This window comes from Ruegeria sp. AF5 (assembly GCF_056541905.1).
In genome coordinates, this window is the sequence record NZ_JBQFYZ010000014.1 from 38897 (window position 1) to 63590 (window position 24694).

Sequence of the window (24694 nt, forward strand, 5' to 3'; positions counted from 1 at the left end):
ATTACGGCCGCGCTTTCACATGACCAATCATCGCGCTACCCAATGTGGTTTTCAGAATTGTGCGGCCGAAGCTCGGTTCCAATCATCTGCAAATTCTTCGGGAATGTCGTCCTTTAACAAGGCACCGTCCTCCAGATAAATATAAAGCTCGGCATAGGTACGCTCATGCTCGTCCGCAGTTCGGCGCAGGATATCACGGGGATGTAACTCGGACGCTTTTTCCTTGCCCATCGCGCCCAAAAGCTCGCGGAAACTTTCCAGTGTGGCATCGTGATAGCGATGAACACGCCGGCGTTTCTGCGGCACATTCACGGCGCGCCCGCGGATGGGATCTTGTGTAGCCACCCCTGACGGACAACGGTTTGTGTTGCAATGCAATGCCTGGATGCAACCCACCGCAAACATCATCGCGCGCGCCGAGTTGCACATGTCGGCACCAAGCGCCAACTTCTCGACCATGTCATAACCGGTCGCCACTTTTCCGGAACAGATGATCCGAATCTTGTCACGCACTCCGACACCGCGCAAACAGTTGCTGACAAAGATCAAGGCTTCGTTCAGGGGCATACCCAAACGGTTGGTGAATTCCACCGGGGCTGCGCCCGTGCCCCCTTCTGCCCCGTCGATTGTGATGAAATCCGGCAAGATACCCGTTTCAAGCATTGATTTACAGATCGCCATGAATTCGGACGGCCTGCCGATGCACAGCTTGAACCCAACAGGTTTGCCACCTGACATTTCTCGCAGGTGCTGGACAAAATGCATCAAACCTGTGGGCCCATCGAAGGCACTATGGGTGGGCGGAGAAATCACATCCTGATGTTCGGGCACTCCCCGTATCTCGGCAATCTCGGCATCGACTTTGGCAGCAGGCAGAACACCGCCATGGGCGGGCTTTGCACCTTGTGACAGCTTGATCTCAATAGCCTTGACCACGTCCCTTCCTGCCTTTTCGGCAAACTTGTCCTTGTCAAATCCACCAGCAGGGGTCCGGCACCCGAAGTAACCCGTCCCGATCTGCCAGATGATGTCCCCGCCTTCGGCCAGATGATGCGGTGACAGCCCACCCTCTCCGGTGTTATGCGCGAACCCCCCATCCTTGGCTCCTCCGTTCAGCGCGCGGATGGCATTGGCGCTGAGCGCGCCAAAGCTCATGGCAGATACATTAAGGCGTGAGGCGCTGTAGGGTTGCGTACATTGCGGACCCCCCAGCATTATGCGTTCTTCACTTTTGTCTACATGTTTGGGGGCTAGTGAGTGGTTGGCGCGATGATACCCGGTTTCGGTAATGTCGTATTGCGTGCCGAACGCCTGTGTGTCCACCTGCCCCTTGGCCCGAGAATAAACCAGCCCTCGGACAATCCTGTTGAAAGGCCGTCCGCTTTCGTTGGTTTCCACAAAGTATTGGCGAATTTCCGGGCTTACAAATTCCAGCATGTACCGGAAATGCCCAAGAACCGGGTAATTGTTCAGGACGTTATGCCTGGTCGTCAGAACATCATAAAGACCGATGATCGCGTACGGCACCAAAATGATCAGAAGCCAAAGCGCAGGCGACCAGAAGAACCCAAGGATCAGAACCAACGGCAGACAGACACAGCTCAGAAAAAAGAAAATTCTGCGTACAATCATGTTCCACACTCCTTGTGTTATTATCGGGCTGATGAGCCATGCTGTCAGAACTCAACGTGAAACAGATTGAAATTTTATTTCAAGTGCCCGCGGAAAAATGTCTGCTGAGGGACGCAAACGTGAAATCATGTTACGAACCGCCCAACTGTTGAACCCGGTGCAACCGGCGGATAAATCACGCTTAACGGACGACAAAGGGCCGATCCTTGGCAAACACACAATCCCACCTCTGGCATGACCGAAAAAGCGTGATGTTTCTGTCCGTCTTCGCAGGCGGTGCACTTGGGTCGTTGTTGCGTGAGGCGTTTACACTAGAGATCCCAGGTCTAAGCTTTCTCACCTCGACTTTTGGCATCAACGTAGTCGCCTGTTTTGTTTTAGGCTGGCTATATTCCGTGCGCAATAAGGTGCACGCGCATGTTCTGCATCTTGGCGCCGTCGGGTTTTGCGGTGGATTGTCGACCTTTTCGTCTTTTGTTGCAGATCTTGAACGAATAGCCGACGGCGGCCTATGGGTAACGTCCCTGGCAATCGGGCTGGAAGTTTCATTTGGCCTTGCTGCCGCGCTGTTTGGTGAAAGACTTGGACGGCATTTTCATTCCGAAAAGACGCCGTCATGAGCGAAGTGTATCTTCATTCCATGTTCGCGTTGGGCGGAGGTCTGGGGGCCGTGATGCGCCATTGGCTGGCGCTGAAGATTCGGCACGACTTGCCACTAGCAACCTTGCTCGTAAATGTGTTGGGTAGCTTTCTGCTGGGGATCTGGGTTGGGTTTTTAGGAGGTCCAGTAGACATTCCCGAGGACCAAAAACGCCTTGTTTTCGGATTTTGCGGTGGTTTTACAACCTTCTCCAGCTTTGCCTACCAATCGCTCGAACTTCACCGCGAGCGCACATTGCTTTTGGCAGCAGGTAATATTCTGATCAGCCTTGCTCTGTGCTGGTTTTCTTTCTGGCTTGGCCTGTTGCTAACGAGCTAAAGTGCATCAAGCTGGGCAACAAGTTTGAACGCTGACCTGCTTTTCTTTCCGGCCAATGTTGGGTCCCAAGCCACACCAATAGTTCGACAAATAAAGAGTTTGAAAAGACTTATCGCAGTAAGCTGAACTGCATCGAGTGTTCTGGTGTGTGAGCAATGGCCTGTGTCCCTGATCCGGATATGGGCCATTTCTTTCTTGGATCAGACCCCATACCGGGCAAGAAACATGTCCACGGCTTGTGTCGCTACTTCAGCGATTTCTTCTTTGCTGAATGAATTCTGAATTCCAAATGCAGCCCGGGTCCAGATCCGTACTTTGCAAAGCTCGGAAAACTGCTCAGCCGCTATTTGGACATTTTCAACTGCTAACTCACCTTTAGCCACGGCTTTTTCAAGGTATTCTGCCATTTGACGCTGGCCGTTTTGCGGCCCCGCTTCGTAAAATGCGCGGCCAAGTTCCGGAAACCGGTCTCGTTCGGCAACACAAATGCGGAAAACCTGCTGCGCGAAATCTGAAACCAGAAACGCCGTCAACTGTGTGGCCGCGATCATCAAAACTTCTCGTGCGGGTTTGGTCTCGTCGATCATCGCGACGACCCGTTCGGCCATAAGACAGCATTCCGTTTGTGCAACTTCCATGAACAAAAGGCGCTTGTCCGGAAAATAGCTGTACAAGGTTGCTTTTGACACTCCAGCCGCGCGGGCAATGTCATCCACGCTTGCGCCCTCGAATCCGTCCGCCATGAAAACCTCTCGGGCCCCGCGCAAAACCTGATCAAACTTTCGGCCTGTGCGCAGGATGGTGGCGGTCTGGGTCATGTCATCTCCTCGATCAATACCTGTCACAGTTTATAAACCGTTCGGTTCAGGTACAAGGATTCTCGTATCCCCCTTAACTCTGACCTCGCCCAATTTGGGGTGTTGAGCTCTTGCGACGGTTCTAAACCGTGCTAGGACTTGGCCCATGGCCGATATCTTTTTGCGTACACTGCCCTTTTTTGCAATCATCGGCCTTGGCTTTTGGGCTGGGCGCACACGGTTCTTTACGGCCGAAGCAACCGCATATCTGACCAAGTTCGTCTTCTTCTTCGCGCTGTCGGCAATGTTGTTTCGATTTGCAGCGACCCTGCCCTTTGCAGAGATTTTCAACGCAAGACTGATCTTCGGTTATCTCGTAGGAACCGCTGCTGTTTATGGCATAGCAACTTGCATAGCGTGGATACGCGGCCTTGACGTGCCTACTTCGGCGGTTGAGGCACAATGCGCTGCTATTGGGAACGTTGGCTTTCTTGGCCTGCCAATGCTCGCGCTGCTGTTCACCGAAGCCGCTATTGGCCCGGTCATGCTGGTCCTGACCGTAGATCTGGTTGTATTCTCGTCTCTGATCGTGATCCTGATCAACGGTGGGCGTGACGGAAGGCTGACGCCAGCCACTTTCAAACTGATTGGAATGGGTCTGCTCAAGAACCCGATGATTGTCTCGATCTCTGCCGGGCTCGTCTGGTCATCCCTGCAAGTCCCGGTTCCCGATCCGCTGAACAACTTTCTGACCATCCTCGGTGGTGCCGCAACCCCCGGAGCGCTTTTTGCAATCGGTGCGTCCCTTGCTGGCAAATCCGCGGAAAGATTTCAGATCGCAGCCTGGTTGAGTTTCTGCAAACTAGTGCTCCACCCGCTTTTCGTAGCAATCGCCCTGATCTGGCTGATCCCGATCGAAACATTCCCGGCAAGCGTTGCAATTGCAGCAGCAGCTCTGCCCGTAGCAGGAAATGTCTATATGCTGGCCGCGCATTACGGCATTGCCCCACAGCGCGCCTCGGCTGCTATTTTACTGTCGACGCTCGTCAGCATTGTCACCATACCACTTGTTATTGCGGCTCTAGGTACCCCCTGACCTTCACCCTTTCAAAAATACTCACTCCAAAGGCACTCGGACTTTACGCCGGGTCCGTGGATCGTTAGCCATGTTGCGACTCTAGAATAAGGACGATGCCTAATGGAAACCCTTTCGGAAAATGCCTGTTTCGGCGGAGTGCAAGGCGTGTATCGCCATGCTTCGTCGACATGCCAATGCGACATGACGTTTGGCCTTTTTCTTCCGGCCGAGGCGAAAGATGGCCCGGTTCCGATCTTGTGGTATCTGTCTGGTCTGACCTGCACCCATGAAAACGCGATGACAAAAGCCGGCGCACAAGCTTGGGCTGCGGAACAAGGCATTGCAGTGGTATTTCCCGACACTTCGCCACGCGGTAAAAGTGTTGCGGATCATGACGACTACGATTTGGGTCAGGGCGCTGGGTTCTACGTGAACGCCACGCAGGAGCCCTGGGCACCGCATTTCCGGATGTGGGACTACATTGCCGACGAATTGCCCACACTGCTGTTCGAAAACTTTGCCATCGATAGCGAACGTCAGGCCATTACGGGTCATTCCATGGGCGGGCATGGTGCATTGACGTTGGCCATGAACCTTCCAGGACGGTACCGCTCGGTTTCGGCCTTCGCACCCATCGCGAACCCGACGGGCGCAGACTGGGGGCGCAAACAGCTGGGCGCGTATCTGGGGGATGATGAATCCCTTTGGGCCAAACACGATGCCTCCCTGTTGATGAAAGAAACCGGTTTCGACGGCCCCATCCTGATCGATACGGGCACCAATGATCAGTTTATGGACCTGCTGCGCCCAGAAGCGCTTGCCCAAGCCATCGCTGAGCGTCGCCAGCAAGCAACCTTCCGCCTCCAGCCCGGGTATGACCATTCGTATTTCTTCGTATCTACCTTCATGGAAGATCACATCGTTTTCCACGCCGAAGCGCTGTACGGAGACTGAGATATGAGCAAATACGACTATGATCTGGTCATCATCGGGTCCGGGCCTTCGGGGCGTTCTGCGGCCATTCAGGCTGGCAAGCTCAAGCGACGGGTTCTGGTGATTGACCGAAAAGACCGTTTTGGTGGGGTGTCCGTTCACACCGGAACTATCCCATCCAAGACATTGCGCGAAACGGTTCTGAACCTGTCGGGCTGGCGCGAGCGCAGCTTTTATGGCCGTTCCTATCGGGTCAAGGACCAGATCCGCGCCGATGATCTGAAAGCGCGCCTGCATATGACGCTCGATCACGAAGTCGACGTGCTGGAACATCAGTTCAACCGGAACCACGTCGATACTCTCGACGGTTTAGCCAAGTTTGTCGGACCACATGAAGTGGAAGTCGCCACTGATGCCGGAGAGACCACACGTGTAACGGCCGCCAAGTTTCTGATTGCAACGGGGACCAAGACCTATCGCCCCGACTATGTTCCATTCAACGGCAAGACCGTGGTCGATGGCGACGAGTTTCTGGAAATGGCAGAAATCCCGCGTTCACTGGTTGTTATCGGTGCCGGGGTCATTGGGGTCGAATACGCCACGATGTTCTCCGCACTGGACGTTCGGGTGACGCTGATCGAGCCGCGGGATACGTTTCTGGACTTCATCGATAGCCGCTTGATCCATGATTTCACCCATCAAATTCGCGAAAACGGTGTTGATCTGCGGTTGGGATCGTCTGTCGAAAAGATTGAAGATGCGGGCGAGCATGTGGAAGTGACCCTTGAAAACGGGCGTCACGTGCGGGCCGAAATGCTGCTGTTTGCAGCCGGGCGCATGGGCGCAACATCGAAACTCAATCTGGACTCAGTCGGACTGGAAACCGATCACCGCAATCGGATCAAGGTAGACCGCAAGACATATCAGACCGCGGTTCCGCATATCTACGCGACCGGGGATGTAATCGGCCACCCTTCGCTGGCCTCGACTTCATTGCAGCAAGGACGTGTGGCTGCCTGCCATGCGCTTGAGACACCTACGCTGCCGGAAAGCCCATGGTACCCCTATGGCATCTACTCGGTTCCCGAAATTTCCACCTGCGGTATGTCCGAGGAAGAACTTCAGGAGCGTGGCATTCCCTATGAGGTTGGCGTGGCCCGATTCCGCGAAACCTCGCGCGGGCATATCATGGGTCTGGAACACGGTATGCTGAAGATGCTGTTTTCGCTTAAAACCCGCCGTGTCTTGGGCGTGCAGATTGTGGGCGAAGGTGCGACCGAACTGATCCACATCGCTCAGGCGGTGCTGAACCTGAAGGGCACTGTCGATTACTTCGTTCAAAACACGTTCAACTATCCAACTCTGGCCGAGGCTTACAAGATCGCCGGGCTGGATGCTTTCAACCGGATGCCGATCCCGGACGAATTCAAGGTGCGGAAGAAACCTGCTCAACCAGAGAAAAAAGAGGCCAAAAAGGCGTGACAACGCTGTATGTCGATGGCGATGCCTGCCCTGTAAAGGCCGAGGCCGAACGGGTTGCAACACGACACAAGGTGCCTATGGCACTGGTGTCGAATGGCGGTCTTCGACCGTCAGCAAACCCGCTTGTACAGGTCATCGTGGTTTCGGAAGGTGCTGATGAAGCGGACAAATGGATTGCAGAACGCTGCGGCGCAGGGGATGTAGTTGTGACCTCCGATATCCCTCTGGCCGCAAAATGCGTCGAAGCGGGTGCCCGAGTTTTGCGCCCCAACGGCGAGGCCTTTACGGCAGCCAACATTGGCCAGCAATTGGCGATACGTGATTTGATGGCTGACCTGCGGGCCGCCAATCCATTGGGGGCCGGAGGCGGCGGCCGACCGTTCAGCAAAGCAGATCGTTCGAGGTTTCTGGATGCGTTAGAGCGGGAACTTCGCGCAGCGACCCGAGGGTAAGTGCAGTCACCGGCAAGCTAAAATGCCAGACGGTAACCAGAAACGCCCGTTTACAAGCCCGCCGAAAGAACGCAGGCTGCGAAAGACTTCTGATCAGGCTATTCGCAAACGGAGACCGAATTATGAAAGTACAGGGTGCTCATTACCGGTCGATTTGGTGGGACAAATCGGCAGGTGAGGTTCGGATTATCGACCAGCGTTGGCTGCCCCATGACTTTCGGGTGGTTACCCTGAAAACGCTGGATGAATTTGCGACAGCGATCCGCGACATGTGGGTCAGGGGTGCGCCACTGATTGGTGCAACAGCCGCGTTTGGAATTGCCGAACAGATGTCCCATGACAGCTCTGACGCTTCGTTCGACGCCGCGTATGACGTATTGCACGCGACCCGCCCAACGGCAATAAACCTGCGATGGGCCTTGGACAGATGCCGCGACTCGCTGATGCCACTTGCCCCAAGTGATCGTGCTGAACGGGCCTGGGCACTGGCACAAGAGGTTGCAGACGAAGATGTTGAGATCAATGCCTCGATAGGTCGCCACGGGCTGCAACTGATCAAAGAAATTGCAGCCCGAAAGCCCGCAGGTGAACCGGTGCGGCTATTGACGCATTGCAATGCCGGTTGGCTGGCAACGGTGGATTGGGGAACGGCGACAAGCCCGATGTATCACGCGCATGACGCGGGCATTCCGCTTCATGTCTGGGTGGATGAGACCCGACCACGAAATCAGGGGGCGCTGACATCCTGGGAACTTGGCGAACACGGCATTCCCCATCGTTACATCGTGGACAATGCAGGCGGTCACCTGATGCAACATGGTTTGGTTGACGCCGTCATCACCGGTACAGACCGGACCACGGCACAAGGCGACGTCTGCAATAAAATCGGCACCTACCTGAAGGCCTTGGCGGCGCGGGACAACGGGGTTCCGTTTTATGTCGCCCTGCCCTCGCCCACGATTGACTGGACGGTTCGGGATGGAGTGTCGGAAATCCCGATCGAAGAACGCGATACAAAAGAAGTGACCCATGTCATGGGCGTGGATGGACAGGGGGATATTGCCGATGTTCGCGTCACCCCGAACGGGACGGAAGGTGGCAATCCTGCCTTTGATGTCACACCCAACCGGCTGGTGACGGGGCTTATCACCGAACGCGGCGTCTGTGCCGCCTCGGCCGAAGGCCTTGCAGGATTGTTTCCGGACCGAGTCGGCTAGATTAACACCCCACACGGCTTTACCCTTGGCACGCGCACGTAGGTCGAGCGCGAAACGTCACGTCAGGCGGGGACTGCCAGACGGTTCTCTCGGATAGGTAGATGAACGATGGCGCTGAAGGCCCCTATTGCCACACCGATCCACCAGACCAGGGCATAGTCACCATACTGGTCATACATACGCCCCCCCCAGCCAGACGCCCAGGAAGCTGCCAACCTGATGGCTGAAGAAGATTATGCCATAGAGTGTTCCCATGTAACGCAAACCATAGAGGTGCGCGACAAGACCCGACGTGAGCGGAACGGTGGCCAACCAAAGCGATCCCATCACCAGCGAGAATGTAATGACGGACAGCGGCGTTATCGGGAAAACGATGAACAATGCCGCAGCAAGTGTCCGACCGGCATAGACCGAGGCCAGCAGGTATTTCTTAGGGAAATGATTACCTGCCCAACCCGCCAATAGAGTCCCGGCGATATTGGCCAAACCAATCAGTGAAATCGATACCGCGCCAAGTGCGGACGTGGATGTGATGCCGATGGAATACAGCACGCTGCCGGGTTCGATCGGGCCGCACATTTCGGTTACGAATGCCGGAAAATGAGCGGTGATAAATCCAAGCTGGTAACCGCAGCTGAAAAACCCAATAAATATCAAAGCATAAGAAGGATCTCGGAACGCCTTCCCCAGAATTTCTCCCATGCTTTCTTGCAACTCTGCCTTTGAAGCTGGTTGAGGCGCCCGCATGAAAGGCAAGGTCAATACAAGCGCAAGAATGGCAGCGGCAAACACGACGAAGACTTGTTGCCAGGGCAAGAATGACAGCAACCACTCAGCCGTCGGCGCGCCCAGAACCTGCCCGAAACTGCCCGCAGCAGTAACGATGGCCAGCGACATGGACCGGTTTTTATCAGAGGACGCGCGACCGACCACAGCCAAAACCACACCGAACCCGGTGCCAGCAATGCCAAACCCAACCAGCCACGCATAAACCTGATGCTCGAGCGGTGTGACGGACCAAGCCGACAGAACCAGACCAGCAGCATAGGTCAAGGCACCGAGGACAATGGCCTTTCGGTCTCCTACTTTCTCAGCGATAGCTGCAAAGATCGGTTGACCGATGCCCCAAGCCAGATTCTGGATGGCGATCGCCAATGAGAAATCCGTGCGCAGCCAGCCAAATTCGCTGGCAATCGGAATCTGAAACACGCCGAAAGACGCGCGCACGGCAAAACTGACCGTTATGATGATGCATCCAACGATCAGGATCGGGTTCAACATGCGGGTGGATTGCGGCATAGCGACCTCGGGTAGTTTGGTCCGACGGACCGGACTGCATTTACGGATCGCGTCAATTCAACAGATTTGCGGTCACGAATAAGCAATTTTGATACGTCAGGGAAATGGCATCTTTTCAACGCGCTGGGTCACGGGTAAGGCTCTGGGTCATGACGGATCTGATTTCGCTTTACGAAGCCCGCGTTGCGGATGGAACTCTGACGCGCGACGACGCTCAAGAAGCCGTTTTGCCCCAGTTTGATCGCATCCGCGCGGCACTGGCCGAGCCGGTAAAACGAGGGTTTTTCCGCAAGGCTCCGCCAACGCCCAAAGGCCTGTACCTATGGGGCGGCGTCGGACGTGGTAAATCGATGCTGATGGACATGTTCGTCGACACGCTGGGTGAAGTCCCCGCACGGCGCGTTCACTTTCATGCCTTCATGCAGGAAATCCATGCCGGAATGCACAAGGCCCGAAAAGAGAACGTCGAAGATGCTCTGGCACCTGTGGCGAGAGAGGTTGTGAAATCCGTCCGCCTGCTGGCCTTCGACGAGATGCAGATCACTGACATTACGGATGCGATGATCGTTGGCCGCTTGTTTGACCTGCTGCACGAGGGTGGCGTTGTTGTTGTGACCACGTCGAACAGGCATCCGGACGAGCTGTATAAGGATGGGTTGAACCGGCAATTATTCTTGCCTTTTATTGCCCATATCAAAGACCAGTTGCAGGTATGGGAACTGGTATCGCCCACGGATTACCGTCAGAACAGACTAGAGGGTGCTCCGGTCTATTTTACACCCATCGGGCCCGAAGCGCGGCAGAAAATACGGGATGTCTGGAAAGATCTTGCAGGCGGTCCTGCCGATCCGTTGATATTGCAGGTCAAAGGCCGCGCTGTCGGACTGCCCGCATTTCGCAATGGTGTTGCACGGGCTTCGTTCTATGACCTGTGCGGCCGGATGCTGGGACCGGCAGACTATCTGGCTATCGCAGAAGCAATTAAAGTGCTGGTGCTTGAGGACATCCCCCGTCTGTCGAGAAATAACTTCAACGAAGCCAAGCGCTTTGTCATCCTGATTGATGCGCTCTACGAGGCAAAAGTTCGGTTGATCTGCTCGGCTGCGGCAGAGCCCGAGATGTTGTATGTCGAAGGTGAAGGCACCTTTGAGTTTGAGCGTACTGCGTCGCGCCTGCGGGAAATGCAGGACCAGAACTGGGGGAAGTAGGGGGCTCTGCCCCCGTCGCGCTGCGCGCGCCTCCCCCGGAGTATTTGCGAAAAGATGAAGCTTAACCGTTTTCGCGCAGGATGTTTCCGGCAAGATAAAGGGAGCCGCAGATCAGGACACGCGCCTGTGGGTCTTTGTCCGTGATTGTCTTCAACGCTTCCGAAACACTTGCAGCGACTGAAGAAGGCAGGCCAACTTTGGTGGCAGCGGCGGCGGTTTCTTCGGCGCTGAGCGTGGCCGCCTCGCCCGGTATGGAGACGGCGGTCAGGCTTGCAACCTGTCTTGACAGTGGCGCGAGGTACCCAGTCACGTCTTTCGTGTTGAGCATACCGCAGATTATGTGCGTAGGGCGTTGCGGCATCTTTGCCAGCACATCGGCAAGCGCGATGCCTGCGGCCGCGTTATGCCCTCCATCCAGCCACAGTTCGACCTGGGGGGCTTGCTCGGTCAGCGGGCCGGTTTTGAGACGTTGCATACGCGCGGGCCAATTGGCATTGGACACGGCAGCCTCGTAGGCAGTGTCACCCATTGAAAGATGACGCAGAACCGCCAAGGCAGCACCGGCATTTTGGAACTGATGTGCACCCAGCAGGTTGGGGAGCGGCAGATCACGCAACCCGGTTTCGTCCTGATAGATCAAGCACCCGTTTTCTTCATGAACGTGCCAATGCTGGCCATGTATAAGCAGCGGTGCGCCCAACCGGGCGGCTGTGTACTCGATCACCTCCAGTGCCTCGTCTTCCTGCGGGCCGACGATGCATGGCACACCGGGTTTGATAATTCCCGCCTTTTCGGCGGCAATCTTTCCCAAAGTGTCGCCCAGATACTGTTCATGATCGATTGAAACAGGCGTAATGACTGTCACCGCCGGTTCATCAATCACATTTGTTGCGTCCAGCCGTCCGCCGAGACCGACTTCAAGCAGAGTGTAATCTGCTTTGCAGCGAGAGAAGGCCAGCAAGGCAGCGCAGGTTGTGATCTCGAAATACGTGATGTTTTCGCCGCCATTCGCCGCGTAGCACTCATCCAGAACCGCAGTCAGGTCGGGTTCTGAAATCAGTTCGCCCGCCAACCGGATACGTTCGTGAAATCGCGCCAGATGGGGCGAGGTGTAGGCATGAACGGAACGCCCTGCCCCTTCCAAGCCCGCCCGGATCATGGCCTGGGTCGAGCCTTTGCCATTGGTCCCGGCAATATGGATAACCGGTGGCAGCTTGAGCTGCGGATTGTCCAAGGCGGCCAGCAATCGCCAGACGCGATCCAAGGTCAAATCAATGATCTTGGGGTGTAGCGCCATCATCCGGTCGAGGATGGCGTCAGATGTCTTGGTGTTCATTTTTTCCCGGTCTCTTCGGCCTGAGCGACCTTGGCCGTTTCATCCGGTGCCGGTGCTGGCAGATCACCTTTGATCGCCGGTGGTTGGTTCATCAGCATCCGGGTGATGGTGATCAGCTCATCACGCATCTCGGTGCGTTTGGTGACACGGTCCAGCATCCCGTGATCCAGCAGGTACTCGGCGCGCTGGAAGCCGTCGGGCAGCTTTTCGCGAATCGTCTGCTCGATAACTCGGGGACCGGCAAAGCAGATCAACGCGTTTGGTTCCGAGATGTGGACATCGCCCAACATCGCATATGACGCCGTCACACCACCGGTGGTGGGATGGGTCAGCACAACGATATAGGGCAAATTCGCTTCTTTCAGCATTTCGACGGCTACAGTTGTGCGCGGCATTTGCATCAAGCTGAGAATGCCTTCCTGCATCCGCGCTCCACCCGCTGCCGAGAACAGGATCAGTGGGCGCTTTAGCTTAACCGCTTCTTGAGCGGCTGCGATGATCGCGTTGCCCACATACATGCCCATTGATCCGCCCATGAAGGAGAAATCCTGCGCTGCTGCAACGATAGGCGTGCGTCCGATTTCGCCTTTGGCAACCAGCATCGCCTCTTTTTCGCCGGTCTTTTTCTGCGCCGCTCGCATACGCTCGGGGTATTTCTTCTGGTCGCGGAAATGCAAGGGATCTTCTTTTGGCGCTGGCACTGCAACCTCAGTGAAAATTCCGCCGTCGAACAGGTGATTAAACCGCTCGCGTGGGGTAATCGCCATGTGATGGTCACATTGGGTACAGACGTTCTGATTTTCCGCTAGTTCACGATGAAACAGCATCGTTCCGCACTCGTCACATTTCTGCCAGAGGTTTTCGGGCACTTCGCGGCGAGAGAAGATCGAGTTGATCCGGGGGCGGACGTAGTTTGTGATCCAGTTCATGTCGGAACCTTGGCTTGTGCGGTGTTGACGTCAAATAAGACGCCACGGGAAGAAATGCAATCAACGCCTGATCGCAAGCCGCGCCGCCAGCCAGCATACGAACATCACAGCCAAATCCACCACCAGCCAGGGACGAAGCTGTTCGGCGTCAGATGCATCGAACGGAAGCGAGAAAAGCGCCAGCCCGCTCAGGTTGTCCGGCAAGGAAACGAACAATAGTGCGATGATGTTATTGAAGAAATGCAAGGCGATAGCTGGCCCCAATGTCCCTGATCGCGCTGTGAGATCGGATGCAAGCATCCCAAACATTAAGGCCCACAGCACAAACAGAATTGCATTTTCTCCTGCCAGTTCCGGTGTGTAATGGCCAGCAGCAAACACAACAGACGGAACCCCCATCCAAATGACGGGCGATTGAAACCTGGCGGCAAGGGCTTGCTGAATGTACCCTCGAAACAGAACTTCTTCGGCGCTGGTCTGAATCAGGACAACCAATACCGAGACCGGAAGCAACAAGAGCCATGTTAAAAATGGCAGATTCTTTGACAGAGATCCCCCCAAACCGTAGGGCGGTAGCAAGACACCGACAGCGCCCAAGATGAGTAGGGCTTTCAGCACTTTCAGAAATTGGGCCGCAACCAGACCCCGCTGGCCGAAAATTGATCCTAAGGATCGGTGCTGCAGCTGACGTGCGGCCACTGCCACGCCAAGAATGATAAACCCGAAACTGGCCAGCAACAAAAGCAGCGCCAAAGGTGTGCTGCCTTGCAAAAGTTCCTGAGCCCACTTCGCTGAGCCCAACCCCGCGACCACGGTAAAAAACACCAGGTTCAAAACGCTGACCAACACGGCGATCAATGCCAGCCCCAGCAATAGACGCCAGAGTTCGTGTTTGGCGCGGGCTGTTTCGATCAAACGCGCATGAGCTGAATACGCACTAGGCATCCTTACCAATACCTTCCTGCACCGTTTCATCTGTCACGGGTGGAAACATGTCTTCGGCGTTCTGGGCCACGCTGATTCTGTTCGAAAGCGTCGTCAGATACCCTGCAACCGTCTGTAGCAACTGCATAGCGACCGAAGAATCGCTTTCAACAACGGCACGCAGCTCTTCCGCGCCAATACGCAAAAAGCTGCTATCTTCCGTCGCGACCAGATCCAGCTGCCTAAGTTCCCCTGTAATAATAGACAGGTCTCCGATAAGCCGACCGGGTTCTATGATCGAGATTGTACGTTTCGTTTCATCCTCGTTGGACCAATCCAGTTTGGCCTGTCCTGAAATGCACAAATAGGCCGCATCCGGCGCCTGACCGCGGGAAAAGATGACTTGCCCGGCGCTGGCTTCGTACCATTGCGCCGAAAACGCCAGCAGCCTCTGGTTTCTGCCATCCAGGCCTGAAAACAACTGCGTTGCTGACAGGATCTCGAGTTTCCGGCTCAGATCGTCCGACGTGCTGTCCTCATGCGCTGGTCTGCTTCGCGAGACGCCGTCGATCCGTCCATCCTTGATTTCCACAAACAAGTCATAGGCTTCGGGATGTGCAAAATGATCCTCCATGAATATCATGATGGAATCGGGCAGCAGTTCCCGCAGTTTCAGGCGCGTGCGCAACCGGCTTTCCGAGTCGTGGCTGGCTAGGGCTTTGTCCAGGATCAGGATGTCGGGGCGTTTGATGCCTGCGCGCGAAAAAGCGGCACGCTCCTGAAACACAGTTGGAAGGTTGTTGCCGCCCAGCCCGGACGGAAGGTCATAAATAATGGCCGCTGCCCGACGGCGCAGACCGGCTTCGTTCATGGCCTCTGCAACGATGTCTTCGATATCTTCGGCATGGGCACCCGCCATCAACGATATCCGGCCATAGATCGCGTTCTCCATCACGGTCAAGCGCGGCACATAGATGTCAGGCGCCACAGACATGAACAAACCGTCCATGGCACCACGCAACCGTTCAGCCTGGGTCTTGCGGATAGCTAGGATTTTTTCCTTGTATTCCTCTGGGAAATCCGGGCCGATCTGTTCTGCGGTCAGAAGGAAAGGCACTGTCAATAGCAAGGCGCGCTCCTGATCGCTCAGCGCGGCATTCCCTTTGGCTTTGCGCCGGTCCTGGATGTCGAGCAGCCGATGATACATGTCCTTTGACATGCCAAGCCGCAGAAACAGAGGATGGTCGGCCCCGTCCCGCCCAAATGTCTTGCCAAGAGTATCCATGACAGCATTCGATATGCTGATCGCGTCATCTGCCAGATCATGGGTGCTGAGCAATTGCACGAACCGCGCGTCTCCGGCCAGAATGTCTGGAGATATGTCTCGCGACGGTGCCGCGAACAACAGGTTGCCCCCAAGCGGGACGGCCGGGTTAAACTGGTTTGGATCGAACCTATAGACATAACGATCCAATCCTTTTTCTTTCAGCCGTTCTGCGATGGTTTCTCTCAGCCTGACTATTTCCTGTGCCAGTACAGGGTGTATTTCTGGATCAAACTGGGAGCGCAGAGTGCGCCGGAACATGAACTCGTCTATCCCCATAGCTTCCACCAGCTGGAACCACCAGTCACGTATTCCATCAATATCGTCCAGACCGGCAAGCCCCGGATCGATCCACTCATCTTCCAGCGAATCCGGTGGGTTACCCGCCCGAACAGACTCGATCTGACGACGGGACGGGGTTCTTATGGCATCTGCCTCGTGCTGCGGATGTGTGCGCAACGGCATCATGAGGTTATCGCCCAAAGTCCCATCAAACAGATAGGGGCGTGAATAGGCATACCCGATCCGGGCCGCGATAACTGATTGGTGCAATTCGTCCAGCTTGTGGCCAGCTATGACCACATCCCCCTGAACAGGCAGAACCTCGCGGGTCAGCAACTGGCCCAACGCACTACGTTCCGACGCATGGGTGGATTGAATTGCCACACGCGCGCCCTGCGGGATGGTCAGATCAATGTCTTCCAGAATGGTTTTGCCGTCGCCATCGCGAACGGTCACATTGCGCAATTCGATATCACCGGTCAGATGTGGGATGGTTTCCGGCTCTCCGATGAACAGCTCTTCGGGGATCATGTTGTCCGGGGCAAATCTTTCGGTGACCACCTCCCACCGCAGGGACATGTCCTGTACCTGGTTGTAGTAGGTCAGAAGGTCTTTCCAGGGCCCGCTTAGGTCTTTGTACGCGCCCAACGCGGCAACCAGTGCACCTACTGTCACCTCGCCCGTGATCGCCAGGTATCCGCCCACCGAATAAAACAGGAATGGCGTCATCTGAGTGATCAAATTGTTCAGGAACTTCATAAAGAATTTCTTGTTGTAGATCTTGAACCGGATCTCGAACAAGGTCCCCAGCCTGTGACTGAACTGCGCCAGACGATACCGCCAACCGCCATTCGTGCGCAGGTCACTGATGCCCGCCGCACTTTCCCCGATTTCCGAGCTCAGACGCCGAACCTCCTGAATACGATCCTTGTTCAGCAAGTTGATCTGACGTTGTAGCTTGGGAATTAACCAGGCCTGAAGCGGGATCAGCGCGATGCTTGCCAGACCGAACCAGATGCTTTGCATGAACAGAAAGGTGACGATTGTCATCATCTGACCAAACTGAAACACCGGTTGCGCGATCGCATCCCCCATAAGGCCGCCCATCGGCTCGGCCTCGGATGTGATCATCGAGACCAGCTCTCCTTGGCTGGTGGTAGCAAAATAGGATCTCGGGAACCGCATCGTGCGTTGAATCAGGGTATAGCGAAGACGGCGCAGCATGCGTTCGGACAAGATGCCTTTCATCGTATTGATGCGCATCTTCATCAACCCGCTGGCAATTACAGTAGCCAGAAATGCAAAGCATAATATCATCAGGTACTGAACCTGAGACACTGTGATGCCCCAGATTGTCACCGTATCGCCTGGCGCACCGATGGCATCGTTGATTATTTGTTTAGGCAGCTCCAGCGACGCATATAGAAACGGGAAAGACAGGACCGTTAACAGCAGCAGGACAAGTTGCTGTTTTTTTGAATGCTTCCAAATAAAAGAAAATAATGTGGGCTCCATAGCCTGGCCTTATCGATAGCTGAACTGATGTTTGGCTGTTCAGGGGTAACCCATTTTTAGGAAACAGACGGTAAGCATTGACCCGACGTATTGCAAGAATTGACGGGGTCAGGCTCCAAATCCGGCACCTATCTTTTTTACGCTTAGCCACCAACCGGAAAACGTAGCGCTCAAGTAGTGTTTTTGTGATTGCGGGTTTATTCCTACTCATTTCTTTGACTAAAGAAGGACATTGTCGGACGAAGAGACCATGCGCAAGATTCTGGATCGCTATATTCATCGCCGGACGCTCGGCCGCTGGCGCCGGGCCGTGCGGCAGGCGCCAGATTCGGCGCAGGCCGAGTTGCGGGTGAAACGCGATCAGGCGCGCAGTCTGCGTGGACAACTGGATCGCCTGATCCAACTGGCGGATGCGCGCTTGCTCCGCCCGAAAATAGGATCAACTCAGTTTCACCGGCCTGTCGGCACCGACTGGAGCTGGCGACCCGACCTGTGGCGCGCGCCGTTGTTGCAATCCGGCATGGCCTCTGTTCCCCGTAAAACGGTAATGGACGATCAGGTCAGCTTATTTCACGACTGCCCATTGACCGAAATCGCTGTGCGGCAAATCCGCAACCGGGGGGCAAGTGATCTGGCCCCGTTCAGTCTGGAGGTCGAGGTTTTTGGCTTCGAGGGGTCGTTCCTGTCGGTATCTATCGATTTGCCGCGTGAGGTTGCCCGCGACCTGACACGCGAGCATCTGATCCGGTTGGAAACCCTGATTGACTGCGAGAAACCGTCTGGCGTGTTTGCACGTCTCAATGTTCAGCACGGGCCCAACATGGAGCAGGTTTTGCGGCAGCTAGACCCTTCTGACACCGTGAACGCAGTTGATTTCGACCTGGCTCACCTGCCTCTGAATGAACGTCGGATCGAAAAGATCTGGCTGGATCTTATTTTTGAGAAACCGCAGATGAACCGTATGAGTGTGCGAGACCTTACGTTTTGCCGCTTCCATCGCGCGGACTTGTGAGACGATCAAAGATGACACAACCATCCCTGACTTTCATTCGGTTCGAAAACGGTATTTGGCACGGCCATGTTGAGGCCGAACGGCAACCAGAGTTGGAGGTTCGATATCTGGGCAAAGCTCTGGAGGGTGTTGAGCTTTCACCTACAGACAACGGATGGAATCTGTATGTTCCGGTACCCGTCACAGCCCTGTCCGAAGGCGTGCACAGCTTCGTCATAGTCGACGCAGGCAGTGTCGATAAACTTGGGAGTTTCTCCATAATAGCAGGAGAGCCCGCCGCCGATGATCTCAGGGCGGAAGTGGACCTTTTGCGCGCGGAGTTGGATATGCTGAAACGCGCTTTCCGACGGGTAAGCCGCGGAGACGGCTGAAACGCTTGCGAAATCGGATCATCCATTCGGTTATGCGCTCTCTGCGCGACGCCTTCGGATTGCGCTGCTGGATGATGAAATGAAATCTCGCGAGACAGAAAGAAAAGGGCCGCGTGGTACGCGACCCATTGGTTTGGTTATTGGGACGGCCCGTGCGGGGTGAACGCTGACAAGCCTTTGAGGATGTCTATGGCATATGCCAGTTGATAATCCTCTTTCCTCAGCTCAGCGGTTGCTTCGGCCCTTGCACGATCTTCCTCGATCTGGCGGATTTCATCCTCGCTCAGGCTGTCATTGTTCAGACTGCCGCGCAAGTCAGCTTCGGACCGGGTACGCCCGTTGCTCTCTTCCTCTTCTTCTGCAGGTGCAGGGCGAGGCTGTTCAACAATGATGTCCGGGCTGACGCCAAGAGCCTGGATTGATCGTCCTGATGGCGTGTAATAGCGCGATGTGGTCAGGCGCATAGCGCCGTCGCCGCGCAGCGGCATGACCGTCTGCACGGATCCTTTGCCAAAGCTCTTGGTGCCCACAACGATAGCGCGGCGATGATCCTGCAATGCACCGGCCACAATCTCGGATGCCGAGGCCGAGCCGCCATTGATCAGCACCACAATTGGCTTGCCTTCAGCCAGATCCCCGGGGGTGGCGTTGAACCGCTCACCCTCATTCGGGTCGCGGCCGCGCGTGGAAACAATTTCGCCTTCGTTCAGGAACGCATCCGAGACTTTGATCGCCTGAGTCAACAGGCCGCCTGGGTTGTTGCGCAGGTCCAGAACAAAACCGTTCACCTTGTCGATGCCACCCGCTTCGGCAATCTGTTCCTGCAATCCTTCCTGCAGGTTCGGGAAGGTCTGGTCGTTGAACGTGGTTACACGCAGCACGACACTGGTGCCTTCGGTCCGTGCGCGCACAGCGGTCAACTTGATTGTATCACGGATAATAGTGACATCGAAGGGATCAGGCTCACCCTCGCGTACGACGGTGATGATAATTTCGGATCCGACCGGGCCGCGCATCAGGTCAACCGCTTTGTCCAGCGTCAGGCCCAGAATACTTTCGCCGTCCACATGGGTAATGAAATCCCCGGCTTCGATTCCGGCTGCGTCGGCGGGGGTATCGTCAATAGGTGAGACGACTTTGACAAAGCCTTCTTCCTGCGTGACTTCGATACCCAACCCACCAAACTCACCCCGGGTCTGCACGCGCATCTGTTCGGCGTCGTCAGGAGAAAGATAACTCGAATGCGGATCAAGCGATGTCAACATGCCGTCAATGGCCGCCTCGATCAGTTCTTCGGGCTCAACCTCTTCGACATACTGGGCGCGAATACGTTCGAAAATGTCGCCGAACAAATCCAGCTGTTCATAGACGCTTGCCTTGTTCTCGGCCTCCTGCGCCAGCAGGGGTCCTGCGATCTGAGTTGTTGCAAGAATTCCTGCCACAGTTCCAGCCAGACCGGCCACCACAAATTTCTTCATACGCGTTTATCCATCCTTGTCGGTCCGAAACCACGATTCCGGGTCCACGGGGCGATTGTCTTCTCTTACCTCTATATAGAGCGTTTCTGAGCGGTCAGTTCCAGTGCCATCACTGCTTGTTGACAAAATTGCGCCGATTTCCGGCATTTCACCGGGCATCAGACCAACTGGTGTGCCCTCTGGGATCACCTGACCGGTCCGGCCATAGACCTCCTGCAAACCGGAAAATACGAACAAAAGTCCCGATTGAGGTTCAAGTATTATCAGGTTCCCCAGGTCCAGCAGCGGCCCGCGATAGCGAATTGTCGCAGCGGTTGGCGATGTGACCAAGGCGCGCGGGCGTGTCCCCACGATCAGGCCGGGGCGCGTGACACCAGCGGCGTCCGTTTCACCGGCCTTGTGCAGCAAGATGCCCTGTACCGGCATTGATATCCGGCCTTTCCTGTCCAAGACGCTGGCATTGCTGTCGAGGATCTCTCCCTCCGAGATCTCGGACAGACCACTTGCAAAACCATCCAGTGTTTCGGTCGACGAGATCAGAATGGCCGTACGCACCGGGTCTTCCACGAAACGGCGGGGCAAATCCGTGCGGTCGGCGATTGCCTCGCTCAGACGGGTACGGGCCGCCTGAACGCCCGTCAGACCCTCTGTCAAAGTTTCCGAGGCCTTTTGCTGCAAGACACGCAATGTCTGCACTTCATTTAGGTCCTGCGCCAGTTCCTGCGCGCTGGCGTTCAGGCCGGGGGTGACCTCGGACAGCATAATACCCGCGCGGGCAGCCCCCAACGGGCCGGAGGGATGTAACATCAAAACGGGTGGTTCGGTCGTTTCAATGGTTTGCAGAACACCAAGCAATCGCCGGATTTCCTTTTCGCGCGTCCGCAACTCGGCACTCAGTTGCGCCTCGCGGGTAGCCGCTTGGCGCAATCCCACCCGCATCGCACCCAACCCGGCCTCATAGGCATGGATCGTCTCCGTAAGAGCATTGACCCGGTCCCGGGCACTTTCGGCTTCGGATAACGCGATGGACGCCTGTTCGAGCATCTGCGCTGCATCCAAAGCAGCCTTGGAAGCGTCTGGCTGGGCCAGCGCCGGCAAGGCCAAAAACAGACACACTGCCAGAGCAGCCGGTTTCATGACAGCAGGCTTTCCCCGGTCATTTCCATGGGTTTAGGCAAACCCATCAGTTCAAGCAGGGTCGGGGCGAGATCGGACAAACGTCCTTGGCGCAATATAGCACCTTCTGGCCCGCCAACCAGCGCTATGGGAACAGGATTAAGCGTATGGGCCGTATGCGGACCACCGGTCACAGGATCAACCATGACTTCGCAATTGCCGTGATCGGCCGTGATAATCATCGCCCCCTTGACCTTTTCAAGAGCCGTAATGACTTGAGCCAACCCATGATCGACGGCTTCACATGCTTTGATTGCGGCATTCAGATCACCTGTATGACCAACCATATCGGGGTTGGCATAATTTGTAACAATCAGGTCATACCCGCCTTCGATGGCTTCGATAAACTTCGCCGTAACCTCTGCGGATGACATTTCGGGCTGTAGATCGTAGGTTGCCACTTTCGGCGAGCTCGGCATAAAGCGGTCCTCACCTCGTTCGGGCGTCTCCTTACCGCCATTCAAAAAGAACGTAACATGCGGGTACTTCTCGGTTTCCGCCAGTCGGAACTGACGGAGCCCTTGCTTGGCGACCCATTCGCCCAGCGTATTTACAAGCGTGCGCTTTGGAAAAACCGTGGTCATGTAAGCATTATGCCCGTCAGAGTACTCGACCATGCCCAGCAGTGCTGAAAGCTTCGGGCGCGGTCCTGTCGCGAACTCGGAAAATCCGGGCTCTCCGATGGCGCGCAGGATTTCACGTGCACGGTCAGCGCGGAAGTTCAGGCAAAAGAATCCGTCGCCATCGTGAATACCGTCATATCCCGTCAATACGGTTGGTGTGACAAACTCGTCAGATTCGGACTGGTTATAGGCGTGATCAACCGCGCCATGGGCGCTGCTGGCCGTTCGGCCCTGCCCGTTGACCATTGCACCATATGCTTCACTGACACGCTCCCAGCGATTGTCGCGATCCATGGCAAAGTACCGCCCGCTCACGGTGACGATGCGTACGTTTTCGGGCAGGCGTTCTTCCAGCTCAGCGATGTAAGTCAGAGCTGACCTTGGCGCGACATCACGCCCGTCCGTCACTGCGTGCAGTGCAACCGGGACACCGGCATCCGTTATGGCAGTGGCTGCGGCAAGGATATGGTTCAGATGACCATGCACGCCTCCATCCGAGATCAACCCCATCAGATGCGCAGTACCGCCAACGGACTTAACACTGGCGATGAAAGCTTGCAGAGCTTCGTTTTCAAAGAATGTCCCGTCTTCAATGGAAAGGTCGATCTGGCCCAGATCCATGGCGACCACACGCCCTGCACCGATATTGGTGTGCCCGACCTCTGAGTTGCCCATCTGCCCGCTAGGCAGACCCACATCGGGGCCGTGGGTGATCAGGGTTGAATGCGGGCACTCAGACATGATCGCGTCAAACGTCGGCGTGTTTGCCAGATAGGGTGCGTTGGCTTTTGTGTCCTCGGACAGGCCCCAACCATCAAGAATGCACAGGACTACAGGTTTGGGGGTGGCCATTGATGTACTCCATTTGCTGCTCTTGGGTCACCTTCTATCCTTTGGACTTCGACGGGTGAACCGCCTTTTGCAATGATGTACAATTATAACCAACACAGAGGTGTTAGTCCTTCAGATAGCTTTGGAAAGGGCGCACCTTGCGATTGCGGTATTTGACTGTCAGATCCAGTGGTGCATCGTTTTCATCATAAACGCCCAGAACAACACCCCTGCCCCGGCTTTTGGTGCGCATTTCAATCAATTGCTGCTCGGACCGGGTCGTGCGCTGTGACGCCCGCCGCGTCCAGGCGAACAGGTGCTCGTACATTTCGGCGATTACACCGGCATGTTCGGCGCTGTCACCCAGATCGTTCAACTCATCAGGGTCATTCTCCAAATCGAACAGGATTGGCCGGTACCCACCTTCACAATGGATCAGTTTCCATTTCTTGCTTGCGACCATGAACATCACCGCATCGCGGACGGACATGTCCAAAACATTTGCGATTGGCGAAGCCGAGTAGTCATATTCGCAGATCACCACATCGCGTTGCAACGTGTCCACCTCCCCATAAAGGATGGGCAGCAGGGAGTGACCTTCCAGAATATGCGTCGCCACTTCCCCACCAGCCGCATCGACAAAGGTCGGTGCAAGGTCGATGGATTCTACAAGCGCATCGCTGACTGTGCCACGTGTCGCGTCCGCCTCGGGCGACGGGTCATAAATGATCAACGGCACTCTGGTTGAGGCGTCGTGGAAAAAGGTCTTTTCCCCCATCCAGTGATCGCCCAGAAAATCACCGTGGTCTGATGTCAACACGATCATCGTGTTTTCCATCCGCCCGGCTCTCTCCAACCAATCCAACAGGCGGCCCATCTGGTCATCGGCTTGCTTGATCAGCCCCATATAGGCTGGGATAACCGCCTCACGCACATCCTGCCGCGAAAAGGTCTGGCCGATCTTTGTGTCCATGAAGGCTTTGAGCACGGGATGCGCATTCTGACGTTCCGCCTCGGATCGCACCACAGGCAACACATGTTCCGGCCCATACATCGAGGCGTATGGGTCCGGTACGATGTACGGCCAATGCGGCTTGATAAAGCTCAGATGGCAGCACCACGGGCCATCATGCGTTTCCATGAACTCGATCCCGCGCCCGGTCAGATAGGGCGTTTCGCTGTCTTCCTCGGCAATATTCGCGGCTTCGGGTGAATTCTTCAGAAACCAGCCAGACAGAACGTTGCCATCCGCATCCAGACCGGAATTGGCAAAGTCATGCCAGGGATTGTCACTCTCATACCCCTTTGCTTTCAGGAACTTGTTGTATTCCTTTGCCCCGTCCGGGTCATAATACCCATCCGGACCTTCGGGCAGCATACCGTCATCCCTTTCATATACGTCAAACCCACATTCGGCGACGCGCGCACCTATCAAGCTGTCAGGTTCCAGACCAAGCCGCGCCATCCCTTCGGCGTCTGCACGCATATGGGTTTTGCCGACCAGCCAGCAATCCATCCCCGCCTTCCGCAGGTGATCACCCATCGTTATCTCGCCGACTTTCAACGGAATTCCGTTCCACGACGCGCCGTGAGAATGCACATAGCGCCCTGTGTAGGTGGACATGCGAGAGCTGCCGCAGATCGGTGATTGGATATAGGCGCGGTTGAAGCGCACGCCTTTGGCAGCCAGACGATCGATATTTGGAGTATGCAGATGTGGATGGCCGTAACAGCTCAGATAATCCCAGCGCAGCTGGTCGAACATGATGAACAGGATGTTGTTTGCCTTGGCCAAGTTGACGCCCTTCCCCAAAAG

At 55.7% G+C, this 24694-nt stretch carries 20 protein-coding genes and 1 pseudogene; 10 read left to right on the plus strand and 11 right to left on the minus strand.

Going from position 1 to position 24694, the window contains the following annotated elements:
* Window positions 1-51: 51 nt before the first annotated feature.
* Entirely contained in the window at window positions 52-1632 is a 1581-nt protein-coding gene (locus ACR0DS_RS16290; protein WP_480559878.1) for an FMN-binding glutamate synthase family protein, read from the minus strand.
* Window positions 1633-1883: 251 nt separating this feature from the next.
* Here ACR0DS_RS16290 and ACR0DS_RS16295 point away from each other — a divergent pair, with 251 nt between their 5' ends.
* Together ACR0DS_RS16295 and crcB are read left to right on the plus strand one after the other, a co-directional pair.
* Entirely contained in the window at window positions 1884-2252 is a 369-nt protein-coding gene (locus ACR0DS_RS16295; protein WP_480506967.1) for a fluoride efflux transporter FluC, read from the plus strand.
* Complete coding sequence (crcB, locus tag ACR0DS_RS16300) at window positions 2249-2611, plus strand: fluoride efflux transporter CrcB (RefSeq protein ID WP_480559876.1); 363 nt, start codon at window positions 2249-2251, stop codon at window positions 2609-2611. Before ACR0DS_RS16295 ends, crcB begins: the two co-directional genes overlap by 4 nt.
* 200 nt (window positions 2612-2811) lie before the next feature.
* Here crcB and ACR0DS_RS16305 read toward each other — a convergent pair whose 3' ends face one another.
* On the minus strand, window positions 2812-3429 hold the full coding sequence (locus tag ACR0DS_RS16305) for a TetR/AcrR family transcriptional regulator (protein WP_480483707.1): 618 nt from the start codon (window positions 3427-3429) through the stop codon (window positions 2812-2814).
* Between the two features lie 145 nt (window positions 3430-3574).
* On the opposite strand from ACR0DS_RS16305, the gene ACR0DS_RS16310 reads away from it, so the two are divergent.
* The 5 genes from ACR0DS_RS16310 (at window position 3575) to mtnA (ending at window position 8570) form a co-directional block, all read left to right on the plus strand.
* The gene (locus ACR0DS_RS16310) at window positions 3575-4504 is read left to right on the plus strand and encodes an AEC family transporter (RefSeq protein WP_480559874.1); all 930 of its coding nucleotides are present in this window, start codon (window positions 3575-3577) and stop codon (window positions 4502-4504) included.
* 102 nt (window positions 4505-4606) lie between these two features.
* Window positions 4607-5440 (plus strand): S-formylglutathione hydrolase, encoded by an 834-nt coding sequence (gene fghA, locus ACR0DS_RS16315; protein ID WP_480559872.1) that lies wholly within the window; start codon window positions 4607-4609, stop codon window positions 5438-5440.
* 3 nt (window positions 5441-5443) lie between these two features.
* Window positions 5444-6901, plus strand: coding sequence for a Si-specific NAD(P)(+) transhydrogenase (gene sthA, locus ACR0DS_RS16320; protein WP_480559870.1), 1458 nt, complete (start codon window positions 5444-5446; stop codon window positions 6899-6901).
* Entirely contained in the window at window positions 6898-7353 is a 456-nt protein-coding gene (locus ACR0DS_RS16325; RefSeq protein ID WP_480483703.1) for a YaiI/YqxD family protein, read from the plus strand. The genes sthA and ACR0DS_RS16325 overlap by 4 nt, the downstream gene beginning before the upstream one ends.
* Before the next feature lie 122 nt (window positions 7354-7475).
* Entirely contained in the window at window positions 7476-8570 is a 1095-nt protein-coding gene (gene mtnA / locus ACR0DS_RS16330; protein ID WP_480559868.1) for an S-methyl-5-thioribose-1-phosphate isomerase, read from the plus strand.
* A gap of 62 nt (window positions 8571-8632) precedes the next feature.
* Here mtnA and ACR0DS_RS16335 read toward each other — a convergent pair.
* Window positions 8633-9869: pseudogene (locus tag ACR0DS_RS16335) on the minus strand (MFS transporter).
* A 149-nt stretch (window positions 9870-10018) separates the two neighbouring features.
* Here ACR0DS_RS16335 and zapE point away from each other — a divergent pair.
* A complete protein-coding gene (gene zapE, locus ACR0DS_RS16340; RefSeq protein ID WP_480559865.1) occupies window positions 10019-11077 on the plus strand; it encodes a cell division protein ZapE in 1059 nt (352 codons plus the stop codon).
* 61 nt (window positions 11078-11138) lie between these two features.
* Here zapE and ACR0DS_RS16345 read toward each other — a convergent pair whose 3' ends face one another.
* Genes ACR0DS_RS16345 through ACR0DS_RS16360 form a run of 4 tightly spaced genes read right to left on the minus strand, consistent with a single transcriptional unit; the run spans window position 11139 to window position 17387 of the window.
* Entirely contained in the window at window positions 11139-12413 is a 1275-nt protein-coding gene (locus ACR0DS_RS16345; RefSeq protein WP_480483699.1) for a bifunctional folylpolyglutamate synthase/dihydrofolate synthase, read from the minus strand.
* Window positions 12410-13342 carry an acetyl-CoA carboxylase, carboxyltransferase subunit beta gene (accD, locus tag ACR0DS_RS16350; RefSeq protein ID WP_480559863.1) on the minus strand — a complete coding sequence of 311 codons (933 nt, stop codon included), beginning with the start codon at window positions 13340-13342 and terminating at the stop codon, window positions 12410-12412. Before accD ends, ACR0DS_RS16345 begins: the two co-directional genes overlap by 4 nt.
* Before the next feature lie 60 nt (window positions 13343-13402).
* Window positions 13403-14287, minus strand: coding sequence for a CPBP family intramembrane glutamic endopeptidase (locus ACR0DS_RS16355; protein WP_480559862.1), 885 nt, complete (start codon window positions 14285-14287; stop codon window positions 13403-13405).
* Window positions 14280-17387 (minus strand): ABC transporter transmembrane domain-containing protein, encoded by a 3108-nt coding sequence (locus tag ACR0DS_RS16360; protein ID WP_480559860.1) that lies wholly within the window; start codon window positions 17385-17387, stop codon window positions 14280-14282. Before ACR0DS_RS16360 ends, ACR0DS_RS16355 begins: the two co-directional genes overlap by 8 nt.
* A 250-nt stretch (window positions 17388-17637) precedes the next feature.
* Between ACR0DS_RS16360 and ACR0DS_RS16365 the strand changes: the two genes are divergently transcribed.
* Window positions 17638-18399, plus strand: coding sequence for a DUF6478 family protein (locus ACR0DS_RS16365; protein WP_480483696.1), 762 nt, complete (start codon window positions 17638-17640; stop codon window positions 18397-18399).
* An 11-nt stretch (window positions 18400-18410) separates the two neighbouring features.
* Window positions 18411-18770 carry a hypothetical protein gene (locus ACR0DS_RS16370; protein ID WP_480487460.1) on the plus strand — a complete coding sequence of 120 codons (360 nt, stop codon included), beginning with the start codon at window positions 18411-18413 and terminating at the stop codon, window positions 18768-18770.
* A 137-nt stretch (window positions 18771-18907) separates the two neighbouring features.
* Here ACR0DS_RS16370 and ACR0DS_RS16375 read toward each other — a convergent pair whose 3' ends face one another.
* The 4 genes from ACR0DS_RS16375 to ACR0DS_RS16390 form a co-directional block, all read right to left on the minus strand.
* On the minus strand, window positions 18908-20248 hold the full coding sequence (locus tag ACR0DS_RS16375) for a S41 family peptidase (RefSeq protein WP_209507125.1): 1341 nt from the start codon (window positions 20246-20248) through the stop codon (window positions 18908-18910).
* Window positions 20249-20254: 6 nt separating this feature from the next.
* Window positions 20255-21385: a murein hydrolase activator EnvC family protein gene (locus ACR0DS_RS16380; protein ID WP_480559858.1), complete on the minus strand. Its 1131-nt coding sequence runs from the start codon at window positions 21383-21385 to the stop codon at window positions 20255-20257.
* Window positions 21382-22899, minus strand: coding sequence for a 2,3-bisphosphoglycerate-independent phosphoglycerate mutase (gene gpmI, locus ACR0DS_RS16385; RefSeq protein WP_480559857.1), 1518 nt, complete (start codon window positions 22897-22899; stop codon window positions 21382-21384). Before gpmI ends, ACR0DS_RS16380 begins: the two co-directional genes overlap by 4 nt.
* Window positions 22900-23002: 103 nt before the next feature.
* Window positions 23003-24673 carry a sulfatase-like hydrolase/transferase gene (locus tag ACR0DS_RS16390; protein ID WP_480487459.1) on the minus strand — a complete coding sequence of 557 codons (1671 nt, stop codon included), beginning with the start codon at window positions 24671-24673 and terminating at the stop codon, window positions 23003-23005.
* Window positions 24674-24694: the final 21 nt, after the last annotated feature.